At 37.3% G+C, this 14505-nt stretch carries 13 protein-coding genes; 4 read left to right on the plus strand and 9 right to left on the minus strand.

Annotation, left to right across the window (positions count from 1 at the left end; genetic code table 11):
• Positions 1–26: 26 nt before the first annotated feature.
• Positions 27–914 (plus strand): LysR family transcriptional regulator, encoded by an 888-nt coding sequence (locus AB4J89_RS04010; RefSeq protein WP_311755078.1) that lies wholly within the window; start codon positions 27–29, stop codon positions 912–914.
• Positions 915–917: 3 nt separating this feature from the next.
• Here the strand turns inward: AB4J89_RS04010 and AB4J89_RS04015 are convergent, their stop codons facing one another.
• Positions 918–2420 carry an MFS transporter gene (locus tag AB4J89_RS04015; protein WP_368468178.1) on the minus strand — a complete coding sequence of 501 codons (1503 nt, stop codon included), beginning with the start codon at positions 2418–2420 and terminating at the stop codon, positions 918–920.
• Positions 2421–2572: 152 nt separating this feature from the next.
• Between AB4J89_RS04015 and AB4J89_RS04020 the strand changes: the two genes are divergently transcribed.
• On the plus strand, positions 2573–3169 hold the full coding sequence (locus tag AB4J89_RS04020; protein ID WP_102949508.1) for a TetR/AcrR family transcriptional regulator: 597 nt from the start codon (positions 2573–2575) through the stop codon (positions 3167–3169).
• Between the two features lie 95 nt (positions 3170–3264).
• On the opposite strand, the gene AB4J89_RS04025 is transcribed toward AB4J89_RS04020, so the two are convergent.
• Positions 3265–4458 (minus strand): MFS transporter, encoded by a 1194-nt coding sequence (locus AB4J89_RS04025; RefSeq protein ID WP_368468181.1) that lies wholly within the window; start codon positions 4456–4458, stop codon positions 3265–3267.
• A gap of 120 nt (positions 4459–4578) precedes the next feature.
• Here AB4J89_RS04025 and AB4J89_RS04030 point away from each other — a divergent pair, with 120 nt between their 5' ends.
• Positions 4579–5490 carry a LysR family transcriptional regulator gene (locus tag AB4J89_RS04030; RefSeq protein WP_368468431.1) on the plus strand — a complete coding sequence of 304 codons (912 nt, stop codon included), beginning with the start codon at positions 4579–4581 and terminating at the stop codon, positions 5488–5490.
• An 83-nt stretch (positions 5491–5573) separates the two neighbouring features.
• On the opposite strand, the gene AB4J89_RS04035 is transcribed toward AB4J89_RS04030, so the two are convergent.
• A complete protein-coding gene (locus AB4J89_RS04035) occupies positions 5574–5894 on the minus strand; it encodes a hypothetical protein (protein WP_368468183.1) in 321 nt (106 codons plus the stop codon).
• Here AB4J89_RS04035 and AB4J89_RS04040 point away from each other — a divergent pair.
• Complete coding sequence (locus AB4J89_RS04040; RefSeq protein ID WP_311754821.1) at positions 5791–6249, plus strand: MFS transporter; 459 nt, start codon at positions 5791–5793, stop codon at positions 6247–6249. The two genes, AB4J89_RS04035 and AB4J89_RS04040, sit on opposite strands and share 104 nt — an antisense overlap.
• A 64-nt stretch (positions 6250–6313) precedes the next feature.
• On the opposite strand, the gene fhuB is transcribed toward AB4J89_RS04040, so the two are convergent.
• From fhuB to AB4J89_RS04070, 6 genes are all read right to left on the minus strand, one after another.
• A complete protein-coding gene (gene fhuB / locus AB4J89_RS04045) occupies positions 6314–8281 on the minus strand; it encodes a Fe(3+)-hydroxamate ABC transporter permease FhuB (protein WP_368468185.1) in 1968 nt (655 codons plus the stop codon).
• Positions 8271–9179 carry an iron-siderophore ABC transporter substrate-binding protein gene (locus tag AB4J89_RS04050; RefSeq protein ID WP_088495587.1) on the minus strand — a complete coding sequence of 303 codons (909 nt, stop codon included), beginning with the start codon at positions 9177–9179 and terminating at the stop codon, positions 8271–8273. Before AB4J89_RS04050 ends, fhuB begins: the two co-directional genes overlap by 11 nt.
• Complete coding sequence (locus AB4J89_RS04055) at positions 9170–9952, minus strand: ABC transporter ATP-binding protein (RefSeq protein WP_368468188.1); 783 nt, start codon at positions 9950–9952, stop codon at positions 9170–9172. Before AB4J89_RS04055 ends, AB4J89_RS04050 begins: the two co-directional genes overlap by 10 nt.
• A gap of 74 nt (positions 9953–10026) precedes the next feature.
• Complete coding sequence (locus AB4J89_RS04060) at positions 10027–12111, minus strand: TonB-dependent siderophore receptor (RefSeq protein WP_088495589.1); 2085 nt, start codon at positions 12109–12111, stop codon at positions 10027–10029.
• A 111-nt stretch (positions 12112–12222) separates the two neighbouring features.
• A complete protein-coding gene (locus AB4J89_RS04065) occupies positions 12223–13344 on the minus strand; it encodes a hypothetical protein (protein WP_368468192.1) in 1122 nt (373 codons plus the stop codon).
• 2 nt (positions 13345–13346) lie between these two features.
• Complete coding sequence (locus AB4J89_RS04070) at positions 13347–14501, minus strand: ABC transporter substrate-binding protein (RefSeq protein ID WP_311754818.1); 1155 nt, start codon at positions 14499–14501, stop codon at positions 13347–13349.
• Between the last annotated feature and the right edge of the window lie 4 nt (positions 14502–14505).

Consider the following 14505-nt stretch of genomic DNA (forward strand, 5'->3'; position numbering starts at 1 on the left):
GAAATGCAGTAGGCAGTGAATTATTTATGCAAATTGATCTTAATTTATTACGTATTTTTTCTGCTGTAGCAGAGCAAGGGCAATTTGCAGCCGCGGCTCGGCTATTATCTATGCCTACCTCAAATATCAGTCGAGCAATTAAACAGCTTGAACAGCAGCTCAACTGTAAACTTATTGACAGAACAACTCGAAAGATGCGCCTTACTGAACAAGGCAAAACACTCTATCAGCAAGGAAATAAAACCTTAATCGAGTTGGATAATGTTGTAAGCAATATCACCAGTAATGGGCCATTAACGGGCACTTTTCGTTTAACTATTCCGAGTGAATATGGTAGTGAACTACTTGGTGATATTTTGGCTGATTTTGCTGTACTTCATCCTAATTTACTTATTCAATGTGATACCCAATTAATGCCAAGAAATATCATCGATGATGATATTGATTTGCTATTAACTTTTCATCGTGGAAATTTAGCGGACAGTAGTTATCACTCTCGCTTAATTAAATCATGGCGCAGTATTGTCGTGGCATCTAATGAATTATTAGAAAAAACAGGAATACCCACACATATTGAACAATTAAGTAAATTGCCTTGTATTTCTAGTTTAAGCGCACTAGAAGGGCAACCTTGGATATTTATGGATGAAAATAAAAAACCAATCAGAATAACCATTAATAGCAATTACCGAGTAAACAGCGCCATATTGGCAAAATCTGCGGTATTAAAAGGATTGGGATTTGCTATTTTAGCTGAACATTGCTGTCTTGATATGATTGAAGCGGGAAAATTACGGGCTATTGAATTTCCTCAACAACCCGCAACAATTAATTTAGTGGCAATATATGCAACTCGTAGCTCGCTTTCACGCAATATTGAGTCTTTTCTTGAGTTTCTAGCTCAGCGTTTATAAATATTAATCTGTGATCTGTTGAGTAAGTGCATTATGTTTTGCTTTAACAGGAAAGAGCACAATAAATAGTGTCACAAAACATGAGATCCCCGCGGTTGCAATCGCATAAGCAAATCCCGAATTAAATGCCTCAGGTAACAAAGTGACAAATCCTTTGTCTAAATTATTTGTCGTATTTTCAGTCACTAAACTGACAATATCGATATAGTTTACAGATATTCCCAATACCTGACTTTGAATAACCATATAATGGATTGCTTGTTGCACCATCAATGTACCTAATAAAGCAATTCCCATTGTCATGCCAGTTTGTCTTAATGCATTCATCGTGGCTGACGCCATACCAGAGCGAGATGATGGTACGCTTTTCATCACTAAAGCACCTATTGCTGGCGTTGATAACCCCATTCCGGCACCTAATACAAAGAGGTAGCTTCCAGTTATTCCATAGTGGCTATTGGTTGCTAATGTCGCTAATAAACAAGAAGAAATCGCGATAAATAAGAAACCACAGATCATCAATTTTCTAACTGAGAAATAAGAAGAGAGTCGTCCAAAAGACATGGAAAATAGTGCCATTGCAATAAATTCTGGTGCCATTCTCCAACCTGTTTCTAATGCACTCCATCCTTGTGCTTTTTGCAGAAAGAAAGCGATAAAAAAGACATTACTATATGTGGCAAAACCCAAGGTAAAAGAAGAGAGATTATATTGAAAGAACGTGCGATCTTTAAATAAAGCCAGTGGTAATAATGGACGTTCAACACGTTTTTCTATCATTAAGAAAAGGGTAAGAAATATAACACCCGCAATCAGTGTTGATACTGTTCTATAATGTGTCCACCCCACAGAGCCAGCTTCAATTAAGCCATAAGTCAGCAATCCTAATCCCAACATACTGGTTAATTGACCGAAGGGATCTAAAGCAACATTTTCAGGATCGGCACTTTCACTTAATCCATACCAACCTAATAAAACAGTAATAATCCCAATAGGAATATTAATAAGAAATATACTCGCCCAACCACTCGCATGAACTAAAACCCCGCCTAAAATAGGACCAATAATGAGTGATAATGCACTAACGGAAGACCAAATTCCGATGATACGAACTCGTTCAATATCAATAGGAAAAGCATGAGTAATTAAAGACAATGCACCCGGAATAAGTGCAGCAGCGGCAATACCCTGAATAATACGTCCAAGAATTAATATTTCATGTTGCTGTGCAATCGCACAAATTACTGAACCTAACGTAAAAATAATCACGCCCCATAGCCACACTTTTTTTCGTCCAAAGCGATCACTTAAAGGCCCTGATGACAAAATACAGGCTGATAGACAAAGAGCATAAGCATCAACAATCCACTGCAATGTTGCCATATCAGCATGAATATCATTTTGAATGGTTGGTAGAGCCACATTGACGATACTAATATCAAGAGTTGCCATAAAAGTGCCTAAACAAATGGCACAGATAAGTGACAGTCGTTTTAAATAAGTCATAAGCTTTATTGCCTTAATGATGAATAATACTGGCATAATAATACTCGACCGACCGTCGGTCAATTGTTATTGATAATGAGTTTCATTTATCATCATTGTGAGTCGCTTTAATATAGAGTACTCTTTACACGCGACTTTGAGGGAGATAAGCAATGTCATTAGAAGAACAAACAACAGATAAGCCGAGAACAAAACCCGCAGAGGTTCGTTTAGAAGAGTTAATGAATGCAGCAGAAACGTTATTTCTCGATAAAGGTTTTGATGCCACAACCGTTAGCGATATTGTAAAAAAAGCAGGGGTAGCGAAAGGGACGTATTATCACTATTTTTCTGCCAAAACAGATGTTCTTGATGCGCTTAGAACACGTTATATGGATTGGTATTTAAATAAAATAGATAACGCAATGAATGCCTGCTCACAACAAGATCATCGTGAAAAATTAAAACAATGGTGTGAAATCAGCGTTATTGCTTATGTTGAAAAACAAGAGTTACACGATATGCTTTTTCATCAAGTTTTTCATCAAAGCAGTAATATTCATGAAAATAGAGCATTACAGCAAATTCAATCACTGTTAATTTCAGGTACGGAAAATAAAACCTGGCACGTTACACAACCAGAATTAACCAGTACATTGATTTATCATGGTATGCATGCCGCTGTTGATAATTTAGGTCATAGCGATGAATATACTGCAAAAACATTAGGTAATATGCTATATCAGCAATTTACTCAGTTACTAAAATAGACTAAAGCTTATCGTGACAGTGTCACATTGTTGTGTATCTAAAAGAGAAAAGGGTAATAATTATTACCCTTTTATTTATGGCAAACTTGAGTTTGTTATTTAGCTGAACACTTCGCATATCTTGATGAAAAAACACACAATAAAGCGGATGCAATAAACAATACAGCAATAAGTAATACTGAGTTTAATCCATAATTATCAACGCTTAAGCCGCCTAAATAAGCACCTAACGCAATGGCTAAATTAAAAATTGCAATATAAGCAGAACTTCCTAGTTCAATTCCTTTAGGAGCTGCTGTCATGATCCATGTCATTAGTGCGACTGAAACGCCGCCATACATTAATCCCCAAATTAACATAACCGTAATCGCCATTATTGGAGATGATACCCAAAATAAAAAACCTAAAAAGACGCTTAATATGCCAATGATAATAACTGAAACTGCAATGTTGAGTCTTTTTGCTGATTGAATACCAAAGATAAAATTACCGATGATCCCGCTAATGCCATATGCAAATAAAAGTAATGCCAATGTGTTGTTTGACAGCGTAGTTGTGGTTTGGAGTAATGGGCGAACATAAGTAAACACCATAAAATGAGCACACACGAGAAAGAGTGTGACTAATAATCCTAAAACTAGCTGTGTATTTTTAAACTGTGCAAAGAAGGCTTTAGAGAGAGAAGATGTTGAACCGGGTAATGAAGGTAAACAAATAAACATTAATACTAATACTGTGAATGAAAATAACCCCATAACAATAAAAGCACCACGCCAACCTAGATATTCACCAATAAAAACGCCCATAGGAATACCTAATACCGATGCCGCAGCTACACCACCAAAAATAAGCGAAGTCGCCAAAGCAACGGATTTTTCTGGTACTAATCTTAATGCTAAACCACCGGCAAAAGCCCAAATTCCCCCAATACAAAAACCAACAATAGCTCTGGCAATTAATAACTGAACGATGGTCGTTGAATAAGCTGAAATAATATTGGCGATAACTAAAAGCAGAGCTAAAAATAAAAGTATCTTTTTACGATCTCGTTTACCGGCACCAATAACAACAATGGGTGAAAAAAAGGCGGCAATAATGGCGGGAATAACAATCATAAAACCAGATATTCCCGTAGATATACTAAAACTATCCCTAATGGGATTTAATAAACCCACTGGCAACATTTCTGTGGTAACTACAGAGAAAGTGGCAAGACTTAATGCAATAACAGCCCACCAATGACGATGACTGCTATTTGTTTTCTGTGATACTGACGCGATATTATCCATTGAGGCTCCATTTACTCACTTTTTATTTATCGCGTTTTAGTCTATCTGTCGCTATATTGGAGATAAACACCGTTAAAGTCACAACATTGGGGAATAAAAGTGGCAAATAATAAACTCACAATGCCTTTTGATAATATTTCTGATCTTACTATTTTTATTCGAGTGGCAGATTTATTGAGTTTTACCCTTGCAGCAGAAAATTTAGAGATGTCTCGCTCAGCGGTAGGAAAATGCATTGCGCGTTTAGAAGAGCGACTCAGTTTGCGTTTGTTCCATCGAACTACACGCAGTATTAGTCTAACAGCTGAAGGTGAATTATTTTATCAACATGCACAACTTATCTTAAATGAAATTGAAGAAGCGGGTGCTGCTCTTGATAAACTTAATGAAAATCCGAGAGGGTGTTTACGCATTGATTTACCTATCGCCTTTGGGCGGCGCTATATTTTACCGTTATTACAAACTTATTTAACGCAATGGCGAGAGTTAGATGCTGAAATTACTTTTTCGGATGAATACACTGATTTAGTTAAAAACGGCATTGATTTAGCTATTCGCATTGGTGGTAATGATGACAGTCGACTTATGCGTAAAGTATTAGCACCTCATCGTTTAGTAACCTGCGCATCTCCTAATTATTTTGAACGAAATGATACACCTCAATCTCCTAATGCATTATTACAACATCAATTAATTACTTTTTCTCACCAAGGAACAACAGTGCCTTGGAAATATCAAACTCATCAAAAAGAATTTACGCTTCCCGTTAAAGGAAAATTACGCTTAGATAATACAGAAGCCATTTTAGATATGGCATTATCGGGTTATGGAATATGTCAACTTGGTGAGTTTTTAGTGGGTGAATCTATTAAATCCGGCAAATTAGTGCCTATTTTATTAGAGCATACAATTAGTCTTGCGCCGATTTGTGCCGTTTATCCGTCTAAGCGCCATTTATCCCCTAAAGTACGCTATTTTCTTGATTTTATTGAAAAACAATGGCAAGGAAAAGCGATATGGCAAATAACATAATCTCTGATTTGAATAAAATTTAATAAGTAAAAAATGAAATAGGTACAAGCGAGGACTTCTTAATGATCCTCGCTATATTTTATTTATTTTACCGAAATACGTAGGCTATTTAATAAAGTATCTAATGTTGATTTAGCTTGTTCTAGTTGAGCCTTACCATCAAGACTATTTGCTATCCATAAAGCAGTGGCTTCTAAACTGCCATATATAAATAGGGCCAACATTTTTGGGTCCGTCTCTACAAGTATTTTATTCTCGATAAGTTCATCAATCATATTACTCATAGATATTACACAATGAGTGGGTAATTCCGTCAGCTTATCACTTAATACAGCGCGTGAATCTCGCATAATAATACGTTGGATCTCAGGCTCTAAAGCCATTTCTATATACCTAGGTGGCATCGCAACATTCCTCACTATTTTACCTCTTGTTTTTGTAAGCTCTATTTATAGCTTAAGTTTAGTCGTATTAATTTCAGGGATCTTCTTTGCGCCTATGATAATCGTGACAATGTCACTTATTGAAAAGAGTGTACCCGAAAATCAGCTTACAGAGGGAATGACATGGTTACTTGCAGGATTAAATGTAGGTACAGCAATTGGTGCAACATTAACAGGACAACTTGTTGATTATTCTGGTGTTCAATCTGGCGTATGGATTGCGATTGGAGCGAGTGCTTTAGTGATGTTAATTGCATTTTTAGGTTTTCAACGTATTAATCATAAAAGCAATAAAAACAGTAAAAACTATGCGTAATTAATAACGTTCAAAGCCTAAGAATATCAGCAAAAATTAGTGCCGATATCTTAGGCTTTTCAAATCAGCGACTGCGATTTAACAGCATTAAGCAAAGGAAATAGCTACCGCCTAAAATCGCCACTAAAGTTCCTGCCGCAATTTGTGCAGGATAAATAAATATTTGTCCAAGCCAATCAGCCCAAACCATTAAGGTTCCACCAATTAACCCTGAAACAATTAATTGCGATTTGATTTTTTGAGCGCCAAGTAATACCGCCATATGAGGAGCGACTAAGCCAATAAAGGCAATAGGGCCGACGGTTGAAGTTACTAAGGCACATAACAACGATACAATGATTAATAAAATAATACTGGCACGCTCTGTATGTAATCCACGAGCTGAAGCAAAACCTCGACCAATTGATATTAAAGCAAGCCAGCGCGTTAATAAAAAAACACTTCCCACAATCAATGTGACCGCGAATGCAAAATAGAGAGCCTGTTCACTGTTAACCCGATAAGTCGAACCAGATAACCACAACAGTATTTTATAGCTACTTAAAGAGCCTTTAGCTAAGAAAAATTGAATAAAGGCTTCTAAACTCGCGGTTAATGCAATACCCGTTAATATTAAGCTAGCGGGTGCATATTGGTGCTTTCTACCTAAGATTAATAAAGTAATCATAACAACGCAGCTGCCTAATAGAGCAACTCCCCACTGTGATGTTTGTAATACACTCCCTAAAATTAAGCTTGAAAAAACCAATGCGAAAGTAGCACCTGATGAAACACCTAAAATATCTGGGCTAGCTAATGGGTTATAAATTAAACGTTGTAAAATAACACCAGCAATCGCTAGCGCGACACCTGCAAATAATGCAGCCAATAAACGTGGCGATCGTAATGCCCATTGATAAACAGAAGGCATTTCCCAGAACCATTGTTGTTCATTAATATGAATGAACAGAGTAAGGGCTAATCCGAGTATTAATAATACAAATATTCCTATCACGGTATATTTTGATACTGTTTTAGCCTGAGAATTAATTGAAATCGAAAGTTGATCTTGAGCTAACATTTTCTTGCGACTAAACCAAATTAATGCAGGTGCGCCAATTGCAGCCGCGGTAACACCACTTGGAATAACGGTATTAAGCCACTGACCAATCCATATCGCCAAGCTATCCGTAAGAAGCAATAAACATATTCCCATTAGGCCACTTGCAATAAGTTCTTGGCGAGCAGTTCTTGCGCCTAAGGTTCTAACAATATTAGGTGCAAGTAATCCGATAAAACTAATAACCCCAACAACGGTAATAGAGACAGAAACTAACCAAGTACTTAATATGATAAAAAAGGCAAATGCAGGTAAAACAGACAGCCCTCGAGCCGTTGCGCCTTCATGACCTAAACGTAATAGTGTGAGAATACGAGGTGCAAAAATAAAAATGAGTAAAATAGGTGCAATTCGAGGTAATAACCAAAAAAAAGTATCCCAACCATCTTGAGCTAAATCTCCGGCTCCCCACATAAATATATTTTGAGCGAATTGAGAATTTAACGTCACTAATGCGGTTGCAATAGCACCTAATAATATATTCACCACCATACCGGAAACAACAAGAGGTAATCCGGTCATATTGCGAATACCAGCAATAATAATCACAAGACCAAACGCAAATAAAGCGCCCATTGTCGCAGCTAATGCACTGTGATCCGCAACCCAATCGGTGAACCAGATATTAACAATAACTAAAGCTAACCAAGCGCCTGATGAAGTTCCTAATGTTAAGGGCGATGTCAGGTTATTTTGCGTTAATTGCTGCATTAAACTACCAACAACCCCGAAGATCCCCCCAATAAGCAGAGTCATTGCTAAACGTGGTAATTGTGCATGAATAAAAAAAACATCAGCAAATGGAGCGTGTATTTCTGAATTTCCCAATAAATACCATTGGCGAGATAATGAAAGAGAATTATCAATTTGTAAGCTGATAATGCTTAATAAGATGATCGCCAAAAAATAGAAAGTATATTGCTTAATTTTCATTATTCGGTGCCATATCTAATAAACTTTCGGTAATTGCTTCTGCCATTAACGTTAACGATGTTACTCCTCCATAATTCCATACAGGTTTCACTGAATGAAAGTGCCCATTCTGAACAAACGGCATTGCTTGCCATAACACAGATTTTTGCAGTTTACTTTCATCCGGGAATGGCAACATATAAAGAACATAGCCTTGTTTAATCTGCTGTAATACATTCATTCTTCGCTGATCAATTCCCCAAGGTTGAGGAGGTAATGATATTGTCGATTTCAATCCCAGCTTATTAACGACATATTCAGTTGTTGAGTTTTCTGTGTATAAAAAGACGGACGTTAATGTAGAAAAACGGATCACTTCTACTTCTGGCAACGTAATAAATGCCTGTTGTAGTTTTTCTTTTAATTGTGCAAAAGTACTTTCCATCTCAGCTAATTTTTGTTGGGCAAGCGTTTCTTTTCCCAAAAGGGAGGCTAGGGTATTAAAATGCGCTAAAGCAACGGGAGCTGCATTATCTTGGCGAGAAAAATTAGGTAAATATACAACAGGAGCAATGGTTTGTAATACAGGCAATAAATCTTGTTGTGAGCTAGACGCTAAAATAAGATCTGGCTTTAACGATGCCATTTTCTCTAAATTAGGCTCTGCCCGCATACCCACTTCTTCAATAGAATTTGAGGCTATAGGATGAGCTACCCATTGGTTATACCCAGCAATTTCAGTCGCACCTACGGGAATAACATCCAGCGTTAATATTTGTTCCAATAAATCCCAATCTAAAACAATAATCCGTTGCGGTATTTTGTTGTTATTTGGCGCAGCATTAACAATGGGAGTAATAAATAAAATAGTCAGACAAAAAAATAGTGATTTAACTACTTTTTGTAATATTACACGCATACCACCGCTACCTTATGTTGTTGTGAACCTTGATTATCAGGGTGCTCAATCAGCTTTATTGGTGTTTCATAAAGTGCAGAAAGTCGCTCATCATCAAAAAGTAATGATGCTTCACCTTCAAATGCAATTTCACCTTTTTTAAGCGCGATAATATGAGTGGCATAACGCAAGGCGAGGTTAATATCATGCAAAATAACGATAATACCAACATGCTGAGTTTGGTTTAACTCACTCAACAATTCCATTAGTTGATATTGATGATGTATATCTAGTGCTGATGTTGGTTCATCTAAAATTAAAATAGGTGATTGCTGAGCGAGTAACATTGCAACCCAAGCTCGTTGGCGTTCGCCACCCGATAAATCATCAGCAAGTGTGTCTGCAAAGGGCAAAACTCCTGCTTTTTCCATCGCTATGGTGATAATTTCGTCATCTTTTTTATTCCAACGGCCTAATGTTCCACGCCAAGGAAAGCGTCCTAAACGCACTAATTCTCTGACAGTTAATCCCGCAGAAGCAGGAAGTTTTTGGGGGAGAAAGGCTATCTGTTTAGCCAGATCACGGGGCTTATAATGTGAGATATTGCTGTTATTTAGTGTAATAGATCCACTATCTGGCGCTTGCTGACCGGATAACAAATTGACTAAAGTCGATTTACCTGAGCCATTATGACCAAGCACAATGGTTAATCCTAGATCTGAAATACGCAGTGAGGGAATTGATAGAATAGTACGTCCACCGCGATCCATTTGAATATTTGAGAGTTCAAACATGGTCACTCATTTATAAAATGATATTCCGCCTTTTATTGTATGGTTAACAACAAAAGGCGGAATAATAAAGAAAATTACCAACGATATTTAGCATTCAATAAAACAGAACGAGATTGCCCGTAATAACAGTAATAATCACAACCAGAGAGATATTCTTTATCAAGAATATTGTTGATATTTAACTGTAATTGCCACTGTTTATTGAAATTATAGATTGCAGCCATATCCCATAATGTTGCACTAGGTACGGTTAAATCACTGCTCTTAGGATTATCTTTAGATTTACCTAAATAACGCACACCTGTTCCTAACGTTAAATCTTGGGTTCCCGTAATTGGAATAGTGTAACTACCCCAAGCTGATGCCGTATGTTTAGGAATTAAACCCGCTTGTTGTTTACCTTTATTACCGGTGTCATCAGTTTGCATATCGGTATAGGTGTAATTGGCTTTTAACGCTAAACGTTCCGTTAATTGCATTTCACTTGTTACTTCAACACCCTTTGATGTCACTTTACCAGTTTGTGTTGAAACAAAAGTCGTTGGGTTTGCAACAAGCGCATTCTTCTGTGTGATATCAAACCAAGCAATATTAAAGTAACCATCCATAAAATCAGGTGTATATTTTATTCCTGCTTCAATTTGGTCACCTTTTAATGGTTTATATAGATCTTTAGTTGCAGGATCGATAGTACTCATCACCTCAAAGGACTCGGAATAGCTCACATAAGGAGATAGACCGTTATCTGCTAGGTACATTAATCCTGCATTAAGGCTAAATTCACTATCAGTGCGTGATTTATCCTCATTTTTTACTTGTGCCTTATTTTCTGTTTTCACCCAATCTTGACGTACACCCGCCATTGCGACCCAGCGGCTATCAAATTTGGTTTGATACTGTGAGTAAAGGCTATATTGAGTTTTATCAATGGTACGATTGATGTTATCAGCAGGATTAAGCGGGGTATACTTGCCATAAATAGGGTTCCACGGATTAATCGTACCAAAGCTGTAATTATCTTGCTCATCACCTTTGGTTTGGTGATATTGCAATTCAGCACCCGCTAATAAGGTATGTTCGAAATTATCCGTATCCCATTCACCGACAACGTTATTATCAAAAGAGATACTTTGGTTTTTACCATCACGGAAAACAATACCACGACTAATTTCTGTTGCCGTAATATCTGAATTAGGGAATGCATAGACACTACGCAATAACAGATCGTTATAGCCATAGTTTAAACGTTGAGAAAAACGCCAAACATCGTTGATGTTACTTTCTAATAAATAACCCGCTGAAATTTGAGTACGTTTATATTTATCGTATCCTGGTTCACCTAAGTTAGTTGACGGTTTAATTTTACCAAAAGGAGATGAAATTAACGTACCGGCAGCAGGGAAGAAAGGATTAGTCGGTGTACCGTCATCATGCAGGTAGGTCGCCATAAAGGTCAGTGATGTATCGTCAGTTAGATTAATCGCTACACTTGGTGCAAGATAAATCCGCTCACTATCCGTGTGAGATAATTCCCCATCTGATTTTTTCATTAAGCCAACAAGACGATAACGCACTCGTTTATCATCAGTTGTACTTGAAACATCAAAGCCTAAACCACGCTGATCATTATTTCCGACCTCAAGAAATACTTCATTTTGAGGTTTAAAGCTGGGTTTCTTTTGTACGACGTTAACCGCACCACCGGGTGTAGATTCACCAAATAATACAGCTGATGCACCTTTTACCACTTCAATCTGTTCAAAACCATAAGGCTCAAGTAGCCATGTGTAATAACCATCACGGAAAAGGCGACTGTTATCTAAATAAGTTGCCGCTTCAAAACCTCGCACACGAAGCCAATCAGTATCGTTATCGGCACCAAAGGGCTGAGAAACAACACCAGAGGTATAACGTAAAGCTTCATCAAGTTTTTGAGGAGCATGTGTTTCGAGATCTTTTTGGGAAATGACAGAAACGGATTTAGGCGTTTCTTGCAAACTGGTATTTACTTTTAGCGCTTGAGCACTAACGACAAGCTTCTCGACTTGTTCCGTTTTTGCTTTTTCTTCTGCAAAAGCCTGTGTAGTCAAAATAAAAGGAAGGGTGGCAGAACAGAGTAATGCCACCGGTTTCAATTTAAATGCATAAAAATTAATCACAATGAGTCACCGAATAATAATGATTACTATTAACGCTATTATTCACATAATGTATACTAAGGTAAATTAATTTATGCAAAAATGTCTATAAATGATAACTTTTTGGGTTAATTAACTGCTTATGTCAATCCAAGATAGGCGTCCACCGACAGAAGTGCTGCGATGTAGTGCATTATGACTTAAACATAAAGTCCGCATTCCTGCTACTTGTTGTGAATACCAAGCTCCACCTCGCATTAAAGAGCGTTGACCATAATTTCGTAAATAAACCTGATCGTGATCTCGCTGGTTTATTGCTGGATATAATCCTAATGCTTTAAATAACGTAGGTACTTCAAGATTATCAACCGTCGTTATTGCGTTAAAATCACCATCCATTAATCCTGCGGGATAACTATTATCTGCTGGCGCACCGTTATAGTGTTTTATTGACGTAGATAAAATAGGCGTGCCTGCATTTCCCTCACAATAATCAGAGGGTGCATCGTATTTTGCGCTATTAATATGATTGATAGGCAATAACTTACCTGTTAATAATGCTATTGAATGCCATTGTTCAGTTATTATTGGATCACCACAAAATACAGCGTCATTATCTTTAATTATCTGTATTTCTCCGGCATTTAATTGCATTCCACTTTGCCATTCCCAGAGATTTCCACATAAATCACTAATACCAAATAAGCTATTATCATGATACCAATTCGGCCACTGTGGTGATGTTATTGTAGTTGGATCACCAGTAATAAAATCGGTGTCGCCAGCATCTTTGCCATCCACTCGATTAGCACATTGCTCTGGATGTAGAAAACTACGTCCATAGTCTGTATTCCCATCTTCAACCATATTGTGATGACGACACCACAACATCAGCGCTGCCCATTCAGCATGAGTACTTAAATGAAATCCTTTTCCTGTCTGTTGAGCACACTGTTGAAAGCTTAACAAATCTAACTGACTGGCTGGTTTTTGATTGGGTAAACTTAATAATTCACTTTGATGTAATGAAGCGGGATAACACGCATAGAAAAAAGCATCCTTAATTTTTCCATTTACAATAAAAGCAGGGTGAATAGTATTATCAAGATAATCCAATACCTCGTTTAATCGAAAACGGGGCATTACATACATATAATTCGGCTGACCTTTTGCAGAATACAAAATAGTTCTTTTTCCTGCCGATTGTGTCTCAACTTTTATCCGTAAAGGGTCGGGTGAATAGATATCAAACATGATTATTCCTTATCTTCATCAAGTAATGTCACCCAATAACCGGTTTCCCATTTTACTGGCAAAAATTGGGTATGGTATTCATGGAAAATAGCGTCTGCATCAAGGTGAGAAAAACGTTCGGGATGTAGCCATTTCGCCATTTGCAAAATAGCAATAAAACCAAAAGGGCTGTCATAAAAAGAGTGCCAAATGGCGTACACTTGTTTGTTTTTAACCGCATCAAGTGTTTTATAAGCAAGGCGTTGCATTAAATTTGCAAGTTGCTGTTTTGCTAACTCTAAATTTGCACCAGGTCCTAAATTAATCCAATCACCAGAAGGGTTATAACCACTCCAATCCGCGCCTGTTAAAAAGATTTTATCGGGTTTAGAGTAAATCACCGTTTCTTGATTCAGAAGGCCATAAGTACTTTTTATATATTCCGATCCTAAATTTTCACCCCCCGCATTTTGTAGCATTTGTCCCATACTGCCATTGCCATATGAAAGACAACACTCTGGTGTAAAGCCTGCGGCTCGTTCAAATAACACTGTGGGGCGTTTAAATGTTTTTTTTCCTAATTGCTGAGAAATATAACTGAGTTGTTTTTCACGAAATTGGTTCATTGCTTGGCTCTGTTGGATATTACCAAGCATATTTCCCATAATAGATGTACTAATTGGAGTGTTATTAAGTGGATCGATGCTTAAATCAAACACGACGACAGAAATATTTGCTTTCGTTAATAAATCCAGCACACCATTAACACTGATCGCGCGATAAGTACCAACCGCAACAATAATGACATCAGGTTTCAACGCGATAAGCTTTTCACTATTAAAGTGTCCACTCGACATAGCGGTAAATTCAGGTAATGCCAATAATTGAGGAAATGCTCGAGTGTATTGATGATATAAACTTAAATCTGCGGTACGAAAAGCAGAAGGCATAGCGATAAGACGCTCATAAAGAGCGCCTTCATTTAATGAAGCATAAAGTAAAAATAACCCACTATCTGCCACATAAATACGTGTTAATTCTTGGGGTAATACAATTTCTCTTCCCAAAATATCAACGATTTCTCTCTGTCTGGATCTTGCATAAACAGGAAAATGGCTCGCTAGTAATAAAGAGAATGCACTGGCACCTTTTAGTAATGAACGTCGATAATTATCCATGTTC

It is taken from the genome of Proteus sp. STS61-E, assembly GCF_040932335.1.
GTDB lineage: Bacteria > Pseudomonadota > Gammaproteobacteria > Enterobacterales > Enterobacteriaceae > Proteus > Proteus mirabilis_B.